Origin of the sequence: Nesterenkonia aethiopica, assembly GCF_039534665.1 — a bacterium.
GTDB lineage: Bacteria > Actinomycetota > Actinomycetes > Actinomycetales > Micrococcaceae > Nesterenkonia > Nesterenkonia aethiopica.
Genome location: NZ_BAAAVT010000015.1, coordinates 62,428 through 81,041 on the forward strand (window position 1 = coordinate 62,428; position 18,614 = coordinate 81,041).

General features: G+C 70.2%; 16 protein-coding genes and 3 riboswitches. Of the genes, 7 read left to right on the plus strand and 9 right to left on the minus strand.

Features of this window, described 5'->3' with window-relative positions:
* Nucleotides 1–48 precede the first annotated feature (48 nt).
* From ABD658_RS11780 to ABD658_RS11810, 7 genes are all read right to left on the minus strand, one after another.
* A complete protein-coding gene (locus ABD658_RS11780; RefSeq protein WP_344681009.1) occupies nt 49–1,452 on the minus strand; it encodes an LLM class flavin-dependent oxidoreductase in 1,404 nt (467 codons plus the stop codon).
* Entirely contained in the window at nt 1,449–2,753 is a 1,305-nt protein-coding gene (locus tag ABD658_RS11785; protein WP_344681007.1) for an acyl-CoA dehydrogenase family protein, read from the minus strand. Before ABD658_RS11785 ends, ABD658_RS11780 begins: the two co-directional genes overlap by 4 nt.
* Nucleotides 2,750–3,676, minus strand: coding sequence for a MetQ/NlpA family ABC transporter substrate-binding protein (locus ABD658_RS11790; protein WP_085437843.1), 927 nt, complete (start codon nt 3,674–3,676; stop codon nt 2,750–2,752). Before ABD658_RS11790 ends, ABD658_RS11785 begins: the two co-directional genes overlap by 4 nt.
* Nucleotides 3,673–4,584 (minus strand): MetQ/NlpA family ABC transporter substrate-binding protein, encoded by a 912-nt coding sequence (locus ABD658_RS11795; RefSeq protein ID WP_344681003.1) that lies wholly within the window; start codon nt 4,582–4,584, stop codon nt 3,673–3,675. The genes ABD658_RS11790 and ABD658_RS11795 overlap by 4 nt, the downstream gene beginning before the upstream one ends.
* Nucleotides 4,581–5,537, minus strand: a complete 957-nt coding sequence (locus ABD658_RS11800; RefSeq protein WP_344681000.1) for a MetQ/NlpA family ABC transporter substrate-binding protein — start codon at nt 5,535–5,537, stop codon at nt 4,581–4,583. Before ABD658_RS11800 ends, ABD658_RS11795 begins: the two co-directional genes overlap by 4 nt.
* 91 nt (nt 5,538–5,628) lie before the next feature.
* On the minus strand, nt 5,629–6,291 hold the full coding sequence (locus tag ABD658_RS11805; protein ID WP_070161855.1) for a methionine ABC transporter permease: 663 nt from the start codon (nt 6,289–6,291) through the stop codon (nt 5,629–5,631).
* Nucleotides 6,291–7,217, minus strand: a complete 927-nt coding sequence (locus tag ABD658_RS11810) for a methionine ABC transporter ATP-binding protein (protein ID WP_344680996.1) — start codon at nt 7,215–7,217, stop codon at nt 6,291–6,293. The genes ABD658_RS11805 and ABD658_RS11810 overlap by 1 nt, the downstream gene beginning before the upstream one ends.
* A 7-nt stretch (nt 7,218–7,224) precedes the next feature.
* Nucleotides 7,225–7,336: riboswitch (SAM riboswitch) on the minus strand.
* 213 nt (nt 7,337–7,549) lie between these two features.
* A riboswitch (SAM riboswitch) is annotated at nt 7,550–7,665 on the plus strand.
* A gap of 10 nt (nt 7,666–7,675) precedes the next feature.
* Here ABD658_RS11810 and ABD658_RS11815 point away from each other — a divergent pair.
* The 7 genes from ABD658_RS11815 to ABD658_RS11845 all read left to right on the plus strand — a co-directional run bounded on the left by ABD658_RS11815 (nt 7,676) and on the right by ABD658_RS11845 (nt 15,665).
* Nucleotides 7,676–8,293 carry a flavin reductase family protein gene (locus ABD658_RS11815; protein ID WP_344680994.1) on the plus strand — a complete coding sequence of 206 codons (618 nt, stop codon included), beginning with the start codon at nt 7,676–7,678 and terminating at the stop codon, nt 8,291–8,293.
* A 113-nt stretch (nt 8,294–8,406) separates the two neighbouring features.
* Nucleotides 8,407–8,527, plus strand: a riboswitch (SAM riboswitch).
* A gap of 127 nt (nt 8,528–8,654) precedes the next feature.
* Complete coding sequence (locus ABD658_RS11820) at nt 8,655–9,410, plus strand: ABC transporter ATP-binding protein (protein ID WP_311025302.1); 756 nt, start codon at nt 8,655–8,657, stop codon at nt 9,408–9,410.
* Nucleotides 9,411–9,600: 190 nt separating this feature from the next.
* On the plus strand, nt 9,601–10,710 hold the full coding sequence (locus ABD658_RS11825) for an aliphatic sulfonate ABC transporter substrate-binding protein (protein WP_344680990.1): 1,110 nt from the start codon (nt 9,601–9,603) through the stop codon (nt 10,708–10,710).
* Nucleotides 10,710–11,621, plus strand: coding sequence for an ABC transporter permease (locus ABD658_RS11830; RefSeq protein WP_344680988.1), 912 nt, complete (start codon nt 10,710–10,712; stop codon nt 11,619–11,621). The genes ABD658_RS11825 and ABD658_RS11830 overlap by 1 nt, the downstream gene beginning before the upstream one ends.
* A complete protein-coding gene (acs, locus tag ABD658_RS11835) occupies nt 11,612–13,687 on the plus strand; it encodes an acetate--CoA ligase (RefSeq protein WP_344680985.1) in 2,076 nt (691 codons plus the stop codon). The genes ABD658_RS11830 and acs overlap by 10 nt, the downstream gene beginning before the upstream one ends.
* Nucleotides 13,688–13,782: 95 nt before the next feature.
* On the plus strand, nt 13,783–15,123 hold the full coding sequence (locus ABD658_RS11840) for an O-acetylhomoserine aminocarboxypropyltransferase/cysteine synthase family protein (RefSeq protein ID WP_085437739.1): 1,341 nt from the start codon (nt 13,783–13,785) through the stop codon (nt 15,121–15,123).
* Nucleotides 15,123–15,665: a CoA-binding protein gene (locus ABD658_RS11845; RefSeq protein WP_344680983.1), complete on the plus strand. Its 543-nt coding sequence runs from the start codon at nt 15,123–15,125 to the stop codon at nt 15,663–15,665. The genes ABD658_RS11840 and ABD658_RS11845 overlap by 1 nt, the downstream gene beginning before the upstream one ends.
* Before the next feature lie 41 nt (nt 15,666–15,706).
* Here the strand turns inward: ABD658_RS11845 and ABD658_RS11850 are convergent, their stop codons facing one another.
* Both ABD658_RS11850 and ABD658_RS11855 read right to left on the minus strand, forming a co-directional pair.
* The gene (locus ABD658_RS11850; protein ID WP_344680981.1) at nt 15,707–17,002 is read right to left on the minus strand and encodes a hypothetical protein; all 1,296 of its coding nucleotides are present in this window, start codon (nt 17,000–17,002) and stop codon (nt 15,707–15,709) included.
* Nucleotides 16,999–18,432 (minus strand): Wzz/FepE/Etk N-terminal domain-containing protein, encoded by a 1,434-nt coding sequence (locus ABD658_RS11855; protein ID WP_344680979.1) that lies wholly within the window; start codon nt 18,430–18,432, stop codon nt 16,999–17,001. The genes ABD658_RS11850 and ABD658_RS11855 overlap by 4 nt, the downstream gene beginning before the upstream one ends.
* Nucleotides 18,433–18,614 lie beyond the last annotated feature (182 nt).

Sequence of the window (18,614 nt, forward strand, 5' to 3'; positions counted from 1 at the left end):
TGCCGACGTCGGAAGGGTCTGTGAGGAGCGCCGGTCAGGACCCGGCAGTCAGGACCCGGCGGGAGCCGCCTCCGCTCGGCTGCCGAGCCGGCGGGCCGGATGGTCCTCGGCCAGGTGCGGCCCCGCACCGCCGAGCTGCTCCCGCAGGGTCACCGGGGTCTCCGGACGCTCGGCGAGCAGTCCACGGCGCTGCAGCTCTGGGGTGATCAGGTCTCGGAACCGCTCGAAGTCGGCGGGCCGCACCGCGGCGGAGACGTTGAACCCATCCACCCCGGTGATGGTCTGCCAGCGTTCCAGCTCGTCCACCACCTGCACGGGGTCCCCCACGATGAGCGGGCCGCGACCGCCGATGGAGATGAACTCCGCGGCGTCGCGGACCGTCCACTGCTTGGTCGGGTCCTTGGTGAACATGGCCAGGGCGGACTGGTTGGCCTCGGTCTGCACATCGGCGATGACGTCGTCGTCGTCCAGACCGGACAGGTCGACCCCGGTCCAGCCGCCGAAGAGCGTGAGCGCGGCCTCGGTGTCCACACAGCTGCGGTACTCCGTGAGCCGGTCCTGCGCCTCCTGCTCGGTCTCGGCGACGACGATGGTCACCATGGCGAAGAATCGCACCGACTCCGGGTCGCGCCCGGTGTCCGCCACGGCCTGCCGCGTGGAGGCCACCTGCTGGGCGAGCTTCTCCGGCCGGGAGCTGATCACGAAGATCGCCTCGGCGTGGTCGACGGCGAACTGCTGCCCGCGCGCCGAGGAGCCCGCCTGGAACAGCAGCGGGGTCCGTTGCGGGCCCGGATGGGTGAGCATCTCTCCGGGCACGGAGAACCAGCGGCCCTGATGCCCGACCGGGTGGATCTTCTCCGGGTCCACGAAGACGCCGCGCTCGGCGTCGGCCACCACGGCATCGTCCTCCACCGAGTGTTCGAAGAGCCGGTACATGACCTCCAGGTACTCGTCGGCCCGGTCGTAGCGCTCGTCATGGGGGATCTGCCCCTCCATGCCGAGGTTCCGCGCGGCGGAGTCCTGGTAGCTGGTGACGATGTTCCAGGCGATGCGCCCGCCGGTCAGATGGTCCAGCGTGGCGAAGCGCCGGGCCAGCAGGTAGGGGGCCTCATAGGTCACCGAGGCGGTCAGCCCGAAGCCCAGGTGCGTGGTGGCCGCCGCCAGCGCGGGCACGATCACCTGCGGGTCCAGCAGGGGGTACTGGACTCCCCCACGGGCCGCGGCGTCTGCGCTGCCCCCGTAGACGTCATAGATGCCGGGGACATCCGCCAGGAACAGGCAGGAGAATCCGGCGTCCTCGACAGTGCGGGAGAGCTCGGTCCAGTAGTCCAGGGAGTCGAAGGCGGTGATGCGGGAGTCCGGGTGCCGCCACAGCCCCGGCGACTGGTGGACCGGCACCAGCATGTCGAAGGCGTTGAACAGCATCGGACGGGCTGCGCCGGACCCGGTCATCGCTGGGCCCCCTTCGCCTCGCCGATGGCGTTGAGCCCCTCCGGCAGCGTGCCGTTGATCTCCCAGTCCCCGATGGACCGGGCCCGGAACACGATCGGGTTGTGCGTGGCGACGGTCTGCGCGTTGCGCCAGTGCCGGTCCAGCGCCTTGGTGCGCAGCGTCGCCGAGGCGCCCACGGTCTGGAACAGCTCCTGGGTGACCCCGATGACGATCTCCGGCACGGTGACCTGCGCCTGCTCCACCGCGATCTCGGCGTCGTAGACGGCGCCCGGAAGCTCACCGTCGAAGCCCAGACGGTGGGTGCCGGCGGCGAACCCAGCCTCCAGGGAGCGGTCGTGGATCCGCGCGACCTCCAACACCGTGGACTCGGCGGCGAAGGCCTTCGCGGACATGGTGCCGATGATCTGCTGGATCAGCGGGTCCTCGCGGAACAGCTGCCCGGAGCCGGAGGTGTTGAAGGTGCGCGTGCGCTTGGCCACCAGCGCGACGGCGTCGGCCACCGCGGCCTTCGCGATGCCGACCTGGACGGCCAGCAGGTACAGCTGGAAGAACGCGGCTTCGTGCACCGCCTCATGCGAGCCCGGCACGCGGTCCAGCACGGCGGCGTCCTCCACCGGGGCGCCGTGGAATCGGGTGGTGCCGGTGCCCGTGAGCTTCTGGCCGAAGCCGTCCCAGTCGTCGATGACCTCCACACCCTCGGCATCGGTGGCGACGACGGCGAACCGACGCCCCTCCAGCCCCGGCCGGGAGGCGGAGACCCGGGTGTAGTCCGAGAAGATGGTCCCGGTGGAGTAGAACTTCTCCCCGTCCAGGCGCCAGGTGCCGTCCTCGTCCTGGGTGAGCACCGTGTTCAGCGTGCCCAGGGCGTTGCCGCCCTTCTCCGTGGACGCGTTGCCCACGGTCGCCCCGGCCAGGACCCGCGGGTACCAGGCCTGCTGGATCTCCTCGGGCTGGAAGCGCAGCGAGTCCACGAACCCGAAGTGTCCGCGGTACAGGTGGGCCACATTGGAGTCGACGGCGGCCAACCGGATCACCTGGCGGATCAGGTCCTCCACGCTCCCGCCGGGGCCGCCGAATTCCCGGGGCACCCGCAGGGCGCCGAAGCGCGCCTCGTCCAGGAGCCGGACAGGCTCATGGGGCAGCTCGCGGGCCAGCTCCCGGTGCACCGCTCCGGAGGCGATGGTCTCCAGCAGGCTCTCGGGCAGCTCGACGCCGGAGTGCGGCGCCTCCACGCCGCGCCCGCCGCTGGTGCTGGTGTTGGTGTCAGTGCTGGTCTCGATGCTCGTCGTCGTGGTGCTCATCGGCTGTTCACGTCCTCCCAGGCGGCGTGGATGTCGCGGTCGAAGGCCGGGGTGAGGATCCCGTCCAGGTAGTCGCCGTACCAGGCGGCGACCTCGTCGTCGTGATAGGCGCTCTTCAGCGCCTCGTACTTCTCCGGCTCCTCCTCGGCGAAGCCGGGGCGGGCGCAGACCGCCAGGGCGAAGGGCAGCGCCTCGTCCGCGGACTCCATGATCAGGACCTCCTCCGGCATGACGTCCACCTCGGCGAGCAGTCGGGCAAAGCCGAAGACGGCGTCCACGTCCGGGTAGATCTGACCGACCGACTGCTGGTCCACCTCCACGAACTCCAGGTCCAGCGGATTCGCGGTGATGTCATGCACGGACAGGGCCGCCACATGCTTGGACTCGTCGATCTCGATCAGCCCGCCGCGGGCCAGCAGCCGGATGCCCCGGCCGTTGGTCGCCGTGTCCACCGGCAGGGCGATGCGTGCCCGCTCCGGGATGTCCTCGAGCGTGTCATGGACGGCCGAGTAGATCCCCGAGGGCTGCTCGAACATGAAGAACAGCGGCTCGATGTCCAGGTCGTTGTCCTCGTTGAACTGCCGCAGGTAGCTGATGTTCTGGAAGAAGTTGACGTCGTATTCGCCGTTGGACACCGCATGGTTGGGCTGGATGATGTCGGTGACATAGGTGGCGGTGACGTCCCAGCCGTCCGCGGCGAGGATCTCCTCGGCGATCTTCGTGGGCTCCTGGAACGGCGGGGACTCGGTGACGATCAGCCGCAGGGTGCGGTCATTTCCGAGTGCCCCGGCGATCCCGCAGCCCGAGGTGAGGCTCCCGACGCCGGCCAGAGCGGCCATGCCCAGTGAACCGCTGAGCAGCCGGCGCCGGGAGAGTCTGGTGTCTGCGGCCGCTGGCGAGCGCCGCAGGGTGGGGGCGGTCATGCGGAGATCTCCGCCCAGGCGGCGTCGACGTCGACCTCGAAGGCCGGGTCGAGCACGCCGTCGAGGTAGTCGGCGAACCAGTCGCGGACCTCTTCGGACTGGTAGGCGCGCTCCAGCGCCTCGGCGGCCTCGGTGCCGGCGAAGTCCGGGGCGGCGGCCACCACGCAGGTGAAGGGCAGGGCCACGTCCTCACCTTCCAGGGCGAGGGTGTCCTCGGGGCCCAGGCCGATCTCGGAGGCCAGGCGCAGGAAGGCGAAGGCGGCGTCGACGTCGTCGATGCTCTGCGCCACGGACTGCTGATCGACCTCCACGAACTCGAGGTCCCGCGGGTTCTCGATGATGTCGCGCTGGGACAGCTCGGTGACCGGGACCGATTCGTCGATCTCCAGCAGCCCGGCGTCGGCGAGGAGCTTCAGGCCGCGCCCGTTGTTGGCGGTGTCCACCGGCAGCGCGATCTGGGCGCCCTCGGGCAGATCGCCCAGCTCGCTGTGCTCAGTCGAGAAGAGCCCTCCGGGGGCCTCGTAGACGGCGAACACCGGCTCGATGTCCAGACCGTGGTCGGTGTTGAACTGGTCCAGGTAGGCGAAGTTCTGGAAGAAGTTCGCGTCATACTCACCCTGGGCCACCACCTGGTTCGGCTGGATGATGTCGGTGACATAGGTGGTCTCCAGCTCCCAGCCCTCCTCGGCCAGCAGATCCTTGGCGATCTCGGTGGGCTCCTGGAAGGGGGCGGACTCGGTCACGATGATGCTGATGGTGCGGTCCTCGTCCCCGACGGCGTCGGCCAGCCCGCAGGAGGTGAGGCTCCCGACGGCGGCCAGCGCGGCGATGCCCAGTGCACCGCGCTGGAGCCGCCGCCGGGAGAGTGTGGGGGTCTGGGAGGGACGGCCGATGGTGCTGCGGTTCATGCGGTGAAGTCCTCCCAGATCGGCTCGACGGTGTCGAGCGTGAACTCGTCGGTGAAGTCGATGGCGCCGTCGAGGTAGTCCTCGAACCACTGCTGGACCTCCTCGGACTGGAAGGCCTCCTGCAGGGCGGCGGCCTTCTCGGTGTCCTGGAAGCCGGGCGCCCCGGCGACCACGCAGGTGAAGGGGATGCGGACGTCCTCGTCGTCCTCCAGGATCAGCGCGGTCTCCGCGACGTCGTGGCCCGCCTCGGCGACCAGCCGCGCGAAGGCGAAGCCGGCGTCGACGTCCGGCAGGGTCTGTGCGGCGGACTGCTGGTCGATCTCGATGAACTCGAAGTCCTTCGGGTTGTCGATGATGTCCCGCTGCGAGAGCTCGGTGACCTCCTTGGACTCATCGATCTCCAGGACCCCGGCGTCGGCGAGCAGCTTGATCCCGCGGCCGTTGTTCGCGGTGTCGACCGCCAGGGCGATCTGGGCGCCGTCGGGGAGGTCCTCGATGCTGTCATGCTGCAGCGAGAAGATGCCGCTGGGCGCGTAGTAGACGGAGAACGCGGGCTCCACATCGGTGCCGTTGTCCTGGTTGAACTGCCGCAGGTAGGCGATGTGCTGGAAGAAGTTGGCGTCGTACTCCCCCTGGGCCACCACCTGGTTGGGCTGGATGATGTCGGTGACGTAGGTGGTCTCCAGCTCCCAGCCGTCCTCGGCGAGGATGTCCTTGACGATCTCGGTGGGGTCCTGGAAGGGCGCCGACTCGGTGACGATCATGCTGATCGTGCGGTCGTCGTCGCCCACGGCGTCGGCCAGCCCGCAGGAGGTCAGGGTGAAGGTCCCCACTGCGGCGAGTCCGCCGAGCAGCAGGCCGCGGCGCCCGAGCGGGGAGGAGGCGAGCGAACCGGTGGCCCCGGTCAGCCCGAGCGCGCCGGAGACGCCGGAGGATGTCAGTGTTCTGGGCATGTCACAAGCTTTCGTTGTCAGGGTGCAGCGACCTGCACGCCGGGATGGAGGAGTGCGCACGGAGCGCAGGGGCGGCCGAACCGGCCGGTGGTCAGATGCGCTTGTCGGTGAGCCGCGCGAGGCGGGTGCCGCTGAACTGCACGAGCGTCACCAGGGCGATCATCAGCACGATGGCGACCATCATCACCGCGGTCTCATAGCGGTAGTACCCGTACCGGATGGCGAAGTCGCCGATTCCGCCGCCGCCGACCAGTCCGACCATGGCCGAATAGGAGATGAAGCTGACGGTGGTGATCGTGATGGACCCGATGATCGCCGGCTTGGCGTCCACCAGCAGCACATTGCGGATGATCTGTCCGCGAGTGGCCCCCATGGCACGGGAGGCCTCCACCGCCCCGGACCCCAGCTGGGTGATGTTCTGCTCCACCAGCCGGGCGAAGTAGGGAATGGCGTTGACCGTGAGTGGGACGATCGCAGCCGCCGTACCGACCGTGGTGCCGACGACCAGCCGGGTGAACGGAATGATCGCGATCAGCAGGATGAGGAACGGGAAGGAGCGGACCATATTGACGATCCCGCTGACCAGCGCATGGGCGCGGGGCAGCGGAGCGATTCCGCCCGGGGCATGGATGAACAGCCAGATGCCCAGCGGAGTGCCGAACAGCACCGCCAGCGGGATGGCCACCGCGATCATGGCGAAGGTCTCCAGCATGGCCTGGACGAGTTCGGGCTGCAGTTCGAGGATGCGTTCCATCAGCGACGACCTCCCTCGAACGGCACGGCGGCGAGCAGCTCAGAGGCCGCGAGCCTCCGGGGGCCACGGGGCGGGTCCTGGGGCGCCGGCGGCTCTGCGGACTCTGCGGCGCGACCCTGGTCCCCGCTCGGCGTCGGCGCCTGCGTCCGGGCGCCGCCGTCACGGTCCACACTGATGCCGTCGCTGACCAGGTACCGGCCGATGGAGGTGTGCGGAGCGAAGCCCTCGCGCTGCAGCTCCCGGGCGGGGAACTGCTCCACCACGCGGCCGGACTCCATGACGGCGACGTGATCGGCCAGGGCCTTGATGACCTCCATCTCGTGGGTCACGATGACCACGGTGATGCCGAGCTCGCGGTTCACGTCGGCGAGATACTGCAGCACCGTCGCCGTGGTGAAGGGGTCCAGGGCGGAGGTCGGCTCGTCACACAGCAGCACCTCCGGCCGAGTGGCCAGGGCGCGAGCGATGGCCACCCGCTGCTTCTGCCCGCCGGAGAGCTGGGCCGGGTACACCTTGGCCTTGTCGGTGATGTCCACGATCTCCAGCGCCTCGGCGGCGCGACGCCGGCGGACGCGACGGTCCTTCTCGCCGGCGAACTTCAGGGACAGCTCCACGTTCTGGGCGACGGTCAGATTGTTCACCAGGTTGAACCCCTGGAAGATCATGCCGATCTGGTGCCGGGCGCGACGCAGAGCCTCGTCGTCGAGGGCGGTCAGCTCCACCCCGCCCACATGCACCTCACCCGAGGTGGGGCGCTCAAGCAGGTTGATGTTGCGCAGCAGCGTGGACTTCCCGGCGCCGGAGAAGCCGATGATCCCCTGGATGCTCCCGCGGGGGATCTCCAAGGAGACGTCATCGACGGCGTGGATGGGCTCCTTGCCCCGGGCAGCGGGGAAGGACGTGGACACATGGCGCAGTGAGATCATCGGGCATTCTCCATCGTCTCTGGCGTTAGCACCGTTCCCCGGGCCGCACTGGGCACGGCTGCTCCGGGTGGTTGCTGCGACGTCGTCGAGCCAGATCTCTCAGTCGCTCTGGATGGGTTCGTTGGGGTCAACCATACGCGCAGCAGATGAACAATCGTCAAGTCAGCGGATTGAGTTCATGTCACGAGGCGTAAGAATGTACAGTCCCCTCGGACTGAGGGAGCCACACTCTGGACGCATCCTGCGCGCCCCCTGGACGGAATATGTCGCCGCGTCTCATCCTGCGAACGGTTCTTTGATCACATCTCTCTGCGGCCGTACGCTGGACACACAGACCATCCCGAGCGGCCGAGAGATCTGGCTCGTCGACGCCGCAGCAACCTTCGGATGCGATCCGCCCCTCCGGCGGATCCTTCAGAAAAGGTGCTACCGCCAGGACCGATGGGAGTTGATCCGCCATGAGCACCGCACTGGCCGCCGCCGAGCGCCCCACGACCACCGTGGAGGAGACCGTGCCGCACGCGCCCGCTGACACCGGACCCCGCCCCGCCGTGGGCCGCGCCGCCACCCGGCTGGCCGACGTCGATCCGCTGGAGCTGCGCCGGACCTTCGGCCACTTCCCGCAGGGGGTGGTGGTCGTCGCCGCCGAGGTGGACGGCCGCCCGGAAGGGCTCGTGGCCTCCACCTTCACCATCGGCGTCTCGCTCAAGCCGCCGCTGGCCACGGTGGCGGTGCAGCACAGCTCCACCACCTGGCCGAAGCTGGCCGGGGCGGACACCGAGCTGGGAGTGTCGCTGATCGGGCACGGCCAGTCGGAGCTGTGCCGGAAGATCGCCTCCAAGGACCGGGAGAGCCGATTCACCGGCCTGAGGACAAGCATCGGCACAGGTGGGTCGATCACGCTGGAGGGTGCGCCCGTCACCTTCACCACCCGCATCTACGACCAGGTCCGGGCCGGCGACCATGACATCGTCGTGCTCGAGCTGCTGGACCTGGCGGTCGAGGACTCCGCCGAGGCGCTGGTGTTCCACCAGAGCGAGTTCAAGAGCCTCGGCCCGCTGTCTCCCGAAGCCTGAGGGCATCCGCCTCCATCCGGGGCACCGTCGTCGGGCCCACGCCACCCCACATGTCTCACACTGTGACACCACCGTTGCCCGGCCCACGCTGATCCGCGTAGGGTTGAGCACGTACACCATCCCGAGCGGCTGAGAGATCTGGCTCTGTGACGCCGCAGCAACCTTCGGATGCGTCGATCGGCCTCTCTGTGCCCGTCGCATCAGAAAAGGTGCTACCGCCAGGATCGATGGGAGTGAATTTCCTATGGGTTCGTCTGCACCCGCACTCGTGACGCACGAGTCTGACCAGCACCTCTCCGAGCATTCCGGCGGCGTCGCTCTGCTGGACCGTCCCGCCCCCGCAGGGGCCGCCACGCATTCGATGGACGTGCAGCTGCGCGGTGTGGGGCGCGCCTTCGACGGACGCACCGTCCTGCACGACGTCGACCTGCACATCTCCCCCGGCGAGGTGGTCGCCATCCTGGGCGCCTCCGGCTGCGGGAAGTCCACGCTGCTGCGCGCCGTCGGCGGTCTCGACGCCGGATGCTCCGGTGAGGTCATCATCGACGGCACCCCGGTGCGCACCTATGACGAACGGACCGCCGTCGGCTTCCAGGAGCCTCGGCTGCTGCCCTGGCGCTCGGTGCACCGCAACGTCTCCCTCGGGCTGCCGCGGCACGTGTCCGCGGCGGAGGGCCGTCGGCGAGTGGATGAGCTGCTCGAACTGGTCGGCCTGGCCGAGCGCGCCCAGCTTCGCCCCCGGGAGATCTCCGGCGGCATGGCGCAGCGCGCCTCGCTGGCCCGGGCCTTGGCCCGCCGCCCCGGCGTGCTCCTGCTGGACGAGCCCTTCGGCGCTCTGGACGCCCTGACCCGGCTGAAGATGCAGGACCTCCTCCTGGACGTCCATGCGCAGACCGGCACCACGGTGCTGCTGGTGACCCACGACGTCGACGAGGCCCTGCAGCTGGCCGACCGAATCCTGCTGCTCGGCTCCGACCCGGTGGACCCCGCCCGCGAGGGCGCCACCGTCTCCCGCCTGCTCACCGTTCCGGGCAGCCGGCCGCGTGACCGTGCCTCCGCCGAGCTGGCCGCCCTGCGCGGCGAGCTCCTGGCCGGCCTCGGCGTCGACGCGCACTAGCCCACCCGCCCCGGCCGGACCGCACGTTCCGCTCAGGTCTGACAGTTCAGGACTGACAGCTCAGGACTGACAGCTCAGGACTGACAGGCCGCGCGGCCCGGGCGCTCCCGGCCTCCGCTCGGCGCGGCCGGGCGGAGCCCGAGCTCGACCGGGGCGGCTCCCACCCACGCACGAAAGGTCCCTTCACGACATGCCCAGTCAGACCGACACCTCCTTCTCCCCTGCCCGCTTCCCGCGGCCGCGGTTCCGACGCGCCGCCTCCGCGACGATCGCCGGCGCGGCCGTCGCTCTGCTGGCGACCGGATGCGTGGAGGGCGAGGGACCCGGCGGCACCGCCGAGGGCGAACTGGACACGCTCACCCTCGACTTCGCCACCTACAACCCGCTCAGCCTGGTGATGATGGAGCACGGCTGGCTCGAAGAGGAGCTCTCCGAGGCCGGCACCGAGGTGGAATGGATCCAGTCCCACGGCTCCAACGACGCCAATGAGAAGCTGCGTGCCGAGGCCATCGACGTCGGGTCCACGGCCGGCTCCGCCGCCCTGCTGGCGCGCGCCAACGGCGCCCCGCAGCAGATCATCCTCATCGAGAACCAGCCGGAGTGGGCCGCCATGGTCACCTCGCCGGACTCGGGGATCACCGACGTCGGCGACCTCGAGGGCGCCTCCGTGGCCGCCACGCTGGGCACCGACCCGTACTTCTTCCTGGTGCAGTCCCTGCAGGAGGCCGGCCTGGAGGTGGGCGATGTGGAGGTGCAGAACCTGCAGCACGCGGACGGCCGCAGCGCGCTGGCCAACGGCGACGTCGACGCCTGGGCCGGACTGGACCCGATCATGGCGGGAGCCGAGGCCGACGGCGAGACGCTGTTCTACCGGAACGTGGACTTCAACACCTACAGCGTGATCAACGCGACCGAGTCGTTCATCGAGGACCACCCCGACGTCGCCCAGACCGTAGTGGACGTCTATGAGCAGGCCCGCGAATGGGCTCAGGAGAACCCCGAGGAGACGGCCGAGATCCTGGCCGAGCACGGCAATATCGACCTGGAGGTCGCCGAGACGGTGATCCGGGAGCGGTCGAACTTCGACGTCGACCCGGTCCCCGGCGCCGCCCAGCGTGAGGTGCTGCAGGAGGTCGGTCCGATCTTCCTCGACACCGGTGACGTCTCCAGCCAGGACAGCATCGACGAGGCGCTCGAGACGCTGTTCCACCCGGAGTTCGCGGAGAACCGGCAGGCCACCGACGCCGAGGGCTCTGAGGACGAGGCCACAATCGTCGAGGACGACGAGGATGATCAGTGATGAGCCAGACGCTGCCTGACGGTGCTCGGACCCGGGACGAGGAGGGCCGCCACCAGAGCGCGGAGCCGGCACGGGTGCTGGGCGACCGTAACTCAGCCGCGCCCCGGCCGGTGACCGGCCCGGACAGTCCGGACGCTGGAGTGCCTGCTCGGGTCCGTCGCATCCCCGGCGGTCGGGTCCTCATCGGAGCGATCGTGCCGCTGGTCCTGCTGGCCCTGTGGTACGGCGTCACCGCGGCCGGCGTCTTCTCCCCGGTGCAGCTGCCGACTCCGCAGTCGGTGCTGGCCGCCGGGGTGGAGCTGTTCGAGCGCGGGGAGCTCTACCAGCACATCGCCATCTCCGTGCAGCGGGTGTTGCTGGGCTTCGCCGTAGGCGCGGGCCTGGGCCTGGCGCTGGGCTCGGTGCTGGGTCTGTCGAAGATCGCCGACTCCCTGCTGCACCCCACCATCGGGGCCTTCCGGGCCGTGCCGTCCCTGGCGTGGGTGCCGCTGCTCATCCTGTGGATGGGCATCTATGAGGACTCCAAGGTCACGCTCATCGCCATCGGTGCGTTCTTCCCCGTCTTCACCGCCGTGCACTCCGCGCTGCGGCACGTGGATCCACAGCTGGTGGAGGCCGGCCGCGCGTTCGGGTACCACGGGCTGCGCCTGCTGGTCACCGTGCAGCTGCCCGCCGTGGTGCCCAGCGTGTTCTCCGGGCTGCGCCTCGCGCTCGCCCAGGCCTGGCTGTTCCTGGTGGCCGCGGAGCTGATCGCCTCATCCATGGGGCTGGGCTTCCTGCTGACCGATTCGCAGAACAACGGGCGCACCGACCGTCTGCTGCTAGCCATCATCCTGCTGGCGATCCTGGGCAAGATCACCGACGCGCTGCTGGGCGTCGTGGAGAGGAAGGCACTGAAGACATGGGCGTGACGCCGGCGTCAGACATCGATCGGGAGACTCTGCAGCACCCGCTGACCGCGGACGTCCACTCCTGGGCGGACCCGGTCACCGAACAGGAGCGCCTGGCCTTCTGGGACCAGGCGGCATCCCTGCTGGACTGGGAGACCCCCTGGCACACCACCCACCGGTGGACAGATCCGGACCCGCGTACCCGCCGCGGCCCGGACATCCGCTGGTTCGACGGCGGCACGCTCAACGCCGCAGTCAACTGCGTGGACCGCCATGTGGCCGCCGGGCGCGGTGACGTCGTCGCCCTGCATTTCGAAGGCGAGCCCGGGGACCGGCAGGACGTCACCTACGCGCAGCTGCAGGACAAGGTCAATCAGGCCGCCAACGCCCTGACCGCCCTGGGGGTGGGCCGTGGGGACCGGGTGGTGATCTACCTGCCGGTGCTGGTGGAGACGGTGGTGATCACCCTGGCCTGCGCCCGCATCGGGGCGGTGCACTCGCTGGTCTTCGGCGGATTCTCCGCCGAGGCGCTGCGCTTCCGCGTGGAGGACACCGGGGCGGCGCTGCTGGTCACCACCGACGGCCAGTTCCGCCGAGGGCAGGCTGTGCCGGTGAAGGAGAACGCCGACGCCGCCGTGGAGGGCCTCTCCGTGGCCGAGGGCGGCAGCCTGCGCCATGTGCTGGTCATCCGCCGCACCGGCTCGGAGATCCCCTGGACCGCCGAGGACCTCGCCGGGGACGGTCTGGGCCGGGACGTCTGGTGGCATGAGACCGTGGAGACCGCCTCCGCCGAGCACACCGCGCAAGCCTTCGACGCCGAGCAGGACCTGTTCATCATGTACACCTCCGGCACCACCGGCAAGCCCAAGGGGCTGGTGCACACCACCGGCGGGTACCTCACCGGGGCGCTGTTCACCTATCTGCGGCTCTTCGCCCACCCGGATCCGGCCCGCCGGGGCGACGACGTCCACTGGTGCACCGCGGACCTGGCCTGGGTCACCGCCCACACCTATGAGATCTATGGGCCGCTCGCCGCCGGTGCCACGCAGGTGATCTACGAGGGCACGCCGAACACCCCGCATCCCGGGCGACACTTCGAGATCATCCAGCGCCACGGCGTGACCACCTACTACACGGCCCCCACCCTGGTGCGGTCCCTGATGGGCTGGTTCCCCGACGGCGTCCCTGACCACTACGACCTCTCCTCCCTGCGCCTGCTGGGCACCGTGGGCGAGGCGGTGAACCCGGAGGCCTGGACCTGGCTGCGCAGCCAGCTCGGCCGGGCCACCCGTGACGACCACGGCGCCCCGGCGATCCCCATGGTGGACACCTGGTGGCAGTCCGAATCCGGTTCCACCGTGCTGACCCCGCGCCCGGAGGACACCGGCCTGAAGCCCGGCTGTGTCACCCGCGCCATGCCGGGAGTGGCGGTGGACGTCGTCGACGACGCCGGCGCACCGGTCCCGGCCGAGGCGCAGGGCAGCATCGTGCTCACCCACACCGGCCCCTCCATGGCCCGCACCGTCTGGGGCGACCCGGAGCGGTACTACACCTCCTATTGGCAGAAGTACGCGGACCAGGGCTGGTTCCTGGCCGGGGACGGCGCCAAACGCGACGCCGACGGCGACCTGTGGATCCTGGGGCGGATCGACGACGTCATCAACATCTCCGGGCACCGGCTCTCCACCATCGAGATCGAGTCGGCGCTGGTCTCCCACCCGGACGTGGTGGAGGCCGGGGTGTGTCCCGTGCCGGACGCCACCACCGGGCACGCCGCCGTCGCGTTCACCGTGCTGACCGCCGCGGCCCGCGAGCGGCTGAACGGGGCGCTCACGGCCGGCGACAGCGAGGCGGAGGCGCGGCTGCTGGCCGAGCTGCGGTCCCACGTCGGCTCCGTGATCGGCCCGGTGGCCAAGCCGCGCACCGTCATCCCGGTGCCGGAGGTGCCCAAGACCCGTTCCGGGAAGATCATGCGCCGGCTGCTCACCCAGCTGCACGAGGACGACACCCTCGGCGACACCACGAGCCTGCAGAACGAACACTGCGTGCCGCAGATCGCTCAGATCTGCCGAGAACGCGTCGGCTGAGCCCGCCGCGCGCCGAGACCACCCGGCCCGTGCAGACCACCACCCAGACCGCACAGACCACCACCCAGACCCCCGCCACCGACTCAGGAGCATCCATGAGTGATCGACAGTTCGGATTCCGCACCAGAGCCCTGCATGCCGGGGCCGTGCCGGATGCCGTCTACGGCACCCGCGCGGTGCCGATCCACCAGTCCACGTCCTTCGTGTTCAAGGACACCGACGACGCCGCGAACCTCTTCGCGCTGCAGAAGTTCGGCAACATCTACTCGCGCATCGGCAACCCCACGGTGGCCGCGCTGGAGGAGCGCCTCGCCTCGCTGGAGGGCGGCATCGGAGCCGTGGCCACGGCCTCCGGCATGAGCGCGGAGTTCCTCGTCTTCGCGGCCCTGTGCGGCCAGGGGGACCACATCGTGGCCTCCTCGAAGCTCTACGGGGGCACCATCACCCAGCTGGACGTCTCCCTGCGCCGCTTCGGGATCGAGACCACCTTCGTGGACTCGGACGAAGCGGAGGACTTCAAGGCCGCGCTGCAGGAGAACACCAAGCTGATCTTCACCGAGGTCGTGACCAACCCCAGCAGCGACGTCGTGGATCTGCCCGGACTGGCCGGGGTGGCCCACGAGCACGGCATCCCGCTGGTGGTGGACTCCACGCTGACCACCCCCTACCTGCTGCGCCCCATCGAGCACGGCGCAGACATCGTCACCCACTCGGTGACGAAGTTCCTCGGCGGCCACGGCACCACGCTGGGCGGCGTGATCGTGGAGTCCGGCACCTTCCCGTGGAACAACGGCAAGTTCCCGCAGATGACCGAGCCGGTGGAGTCCTACGGCGGGCTCTCCTGGTGGGGCAACTTCGCGGAGTACGGGTTCCTCACGAAGATCCGTGCCGAGCAGCTGCGCGACTTCGGGCCGTCGCTGACCCCGCAGGCCGCCTTCCAGCTGATCCAGGGGGTGGAGACCCTGCCGCAGCGCATGGAGGAGCACACCGCCAACGCGCAGAAGGTCGCCGAATGGCTGGAGGCCGATGAGCGCGTGGAGTACGTCAACCACTCGGGTCTCCCCTCCCATCCGCACCATGAGCGGGCCAAGGACCTGCTGCCGCTGGGCACCAGCTCGGTGTTCAGCTTCGGCGTGCGCGGCGGCCGGGAGACCGGGGCCCGGTTCATCGAGGAGCTGCAGCTGGCCAGCCACCTGGCCAATGTGGGCGACGCCCGCACCCTGGTGCTGCACCCGGCCTCGACCACCCACCAGCAGCTCACCCAGGACCAGCTGACGGCCGCCGGCATCCCGGAGGACCTGATCCGCATCTCGGTGGGCCTGGAGGACGTCGAGGACATCATCTGGGATCTGGACCAGGCGTTGGATCGCGCCCTGGCCGCTCAGCAGGAGGCGCCCGCCGTCGTCGGCGCCGCACAGAACGGAGGCGAGGCCTGATGACCAGCGCACCCCAGACCGCCGGCCCGGCGGAGACCGTGACCGCGGAGCACCCGCACGGGACCTGGCAGGAGCCGGACGCCGCGCGCCGGCTGCAGCTGCTGCGCTCGGCGAAGTCCGTGGCGATCGTGGGCATGAGCGACAAGCCGGCCCGCGCCAGCTACTTCGTGGCCACCTATCTGACCTCCGACTCCAGCTACCGGCTCTACTACGTCAATCCGCGGATCAGCGAGGTCCTGGGCGAGCCCGGCTACGCCTCCCTGCAGGACCTGCCGGAGGCGCCGGACATCGTGGTGGCGTTCCGCCGACCGGACGACCTCCCCGCCCTGGCGGAGGAGGCCGCGGAAGTCGGCGCGAAGACCCTGTGGGTGCAGCTGGGCATCCACTCCGAGGATGCCATGCAGCGCGCCACCGACCTCGGCCTCAACGCCGTGCAGAACCGATGCATCAAGATCGAGCACGGCCGGTTCCACGGCAACCTGCACCTGGGCGGCTTCGACACCGGGGTGATCAGCGCCAAGCGCCAGCAGCTGGACGCCTGAGGCGCACGGCGCCTCCGCGCCGTCGCCCCCTCGTCATCTCGTCACCACTCACGACGACGGCGGGGGTCCTCGTCGGTTCCGTCCGCGCACGCCGCGCGGGGCGGGGCGAGGCGGGCCCCCGCCGTCGTGCTGTGCGGGTGCTGGGCGGAGCCCCAGGGCTTCGTCCCGGTGGGCTCTCCCTCGGACTCCCCCGCGGACACCCCCTCGGGGGCCCGGGAGGACGTGAGGATCGCCAGCAGGAACGGCAGGACCACGTAGGGGTTGTTGAACCCGCTGACCGACACACTGTTGGTCACCGCGATCGCCATCAGCGTCGCCGCGAGCAGCGCCGACACTCCCGCGCGGCGCAGGAAGATCCAGGGCAGGGCCAGGATGAGCACGACGCCGAGGACCCCGGCGTCGAAGACCACCCGCAGGGCGAAGGCGTGCAAGATCACTGAGTAGCAGGTGCCGTCTCCCGCCGAGGAGAACAGCGCCTCGTAGTAGGCCAGCTCCTCGCAGGTGGCCGGACTCATCGGTGTCATCGGCAGCGTGCCCACCAACCAGTTCACCGGTTCCCAGTCCTGCGTCTCCCGGAGGAACACGTCGAAGAACCGGACACGGTCGATGACCTCGGACTCCGCGGCACGCTCGTGGAAGATCACCAACGGGATCACCGCGACCACCATGGGCACCGCCAGGGCGACCATCCGCAGAAACACGTCGCGCGTCTGGGTGCTCAGCATCGCATACCGGAAACACAGCACATAGGCCACCGCGCCGCTGCGCGACCCGGAGAGCACCGTGAGGACGCCCAGCAGGAGCAGCAGCCACAGACGTGACCGGGGCGATCCCCGGTGCACGACGGCGGTGAGCCCGCTGAACAGCGCCAGCTCAAAGTTGTTCTCCAGGAACAGGCCAGGACGCTCCCCCGGTCCGTGCAGCACCCAGGTGAGGGCCGCTTTCACCGTCGCCAGTGAGACGAGCCACCAGGTCAGCGTGGTCAGCGCCCCGCGGCGCGTCCAGCGCTGCCCGACGGCCACGCCCATGGCCACCAGGTACAGCAGCCAGCGGTAGGCCTGGAAGAAGTCGTCCCACGGGACGTCAGTCGCCCAGACTCCCATGATTCGGGTGTAGGCGTAGATCGCCACGAGACTGAGCGGAAGCAGCGTGACGATGCGCCCGCGCAGCAGCACCGCACCGATGAACACGATGATCCAGGCGTCCAGGAGCATCGTCATCGGCAACGGGGAGAACCGACCCACGAAGAGCACGCTGATGATCGCGCAGAGGACCAGCCCGACGGACAGCACCCTCTGCAGCCCCGGCGGGAGAGGGCCCGCCGGCCGCCGGGTCATGGCCGCCGTCCTCGCGCACCGGCCCGGCGCTGCCCTCCCCGGTGCCTTCCTGCTCCGTGCCGCCCTCCTCCGCGAGCACCCTCCCGCGGAGGAGCCTCACGGTGGGAGCTCGCAGCACGAGAGGCCTCACGACGAGCGCGTCGGCGGCGGCGCCCCGTGGTCCTCCCCACCACGATGACGCCGGCGAGCGACCGGCTGAGACCTTCGAGCACGCCCAGGGAGCCGGACAGATCCTCCTGAACGGTGTGCCCGGCCCGGAGCACGAGCCACGTGGCATCGGCTTCCCCCGCCAGCCCCAGTCCCCGGGCGTCGGCGGAGACCGGTGCCGCGTTGAGGATCACCAGATCGCAGGCCGCCCGGGCCCGGTCCACAGTCTGTCGGGTGAGCCGGAGGTCGGCCTCGAGGACCCCCGTCGGGGCGTTCAGGGCCATGATCTCCACGCCGGCTGCGGCCTGCCGTCCGCCCTCGGAGGTCCCCACGGCAGGTGAGGATCGGCCGTTCATCGCACTCTGCGCGCTCTGCGGCAGATCGGATGCGGCCCAGCCATGCCCTCCGGAGGCTTCGATGAGCAGGACGCGGAAACCATCGGCCGCGGCGGCGCGGGCGAGGACTTCGGCCACATCGGCCGAGAGCACATCTGCGTCCACCCCTGCCACGAGCATCACCGGTGCGAGCCTCTCAGCACCGCGGACTCCGGACCGGGCGCGCAGGGCCTGCATCGGGGCCAGGACCCTCCGGGCCGCCCCGGCCACGCCGGCGTCGGGCTCCCCACCCATCGCCAGCACCGGCATCGCCGTGCTGGCCTGCACGTCATGCCGGTCCCGCACCCTCCGGTTCAGGCTCTCCCGCAGAGCGGCCGACCCCAGGCCCAGGGCGGCCCCGGCACCGGCGGCCCCGCCGAACACCAGGAGCGGCTGCGGGGAGGTCGGCGCCTCCGGCAGCACGGCGGGCTGCATGATGCTCACGGAGATCAGGTCCTGCGGCGCCCCCTGCATCGCTTCAAGGTCACCGACGAACTCCACGAGGCTGCCGGTCAGCGCCTCGGCCCGGGCCATCGAGACCTCCGGGGTGGAGGCGCGCACCGAGAGCTCCAGCAGGGTCGTGCCGTCGACCACCTCCGCATCGACGGAGTCGGCGAAGTCGGCCAGCGGCTCCTCCACCCCCTCGCGCCGCATGACCGGCTCCAGGACCACCGGGGTGCTCACGAGGTCGGCGTAGCTGGACACGATCTGCTCCGAGACGGACCGCCCCAGCTGCAGCTGGGACAGGTCCTCACCGGTGGCGGTGGTCACGTAGATCCGCGCCGTGGAGGTGTACTCCCGAGGCGCCAGGACGAAGAAGGTGGCCCCGAACACCAGGCCGAGCAGGAACAGCGCACAGGAGGACCTCCAGTATCGGCGCACCACGCGCAGCATGTCCCGCACCGTCATCTGTGACTCCTCGTGTCGATCGTGTCGATTCGTGGGCCACCCGGGCTCTTCCCCTGCCCAGACGAGGCTCCCGCTGAGCGGACGTGCCGCGTCCCAGGGTCGGAGCACCTCGCCGCCGGGAGGCGAGTCAGGGCGCGCATCCGGCGCCGATTCAGAGGCGTCCTCAGGGGTGTCCTCAGGGG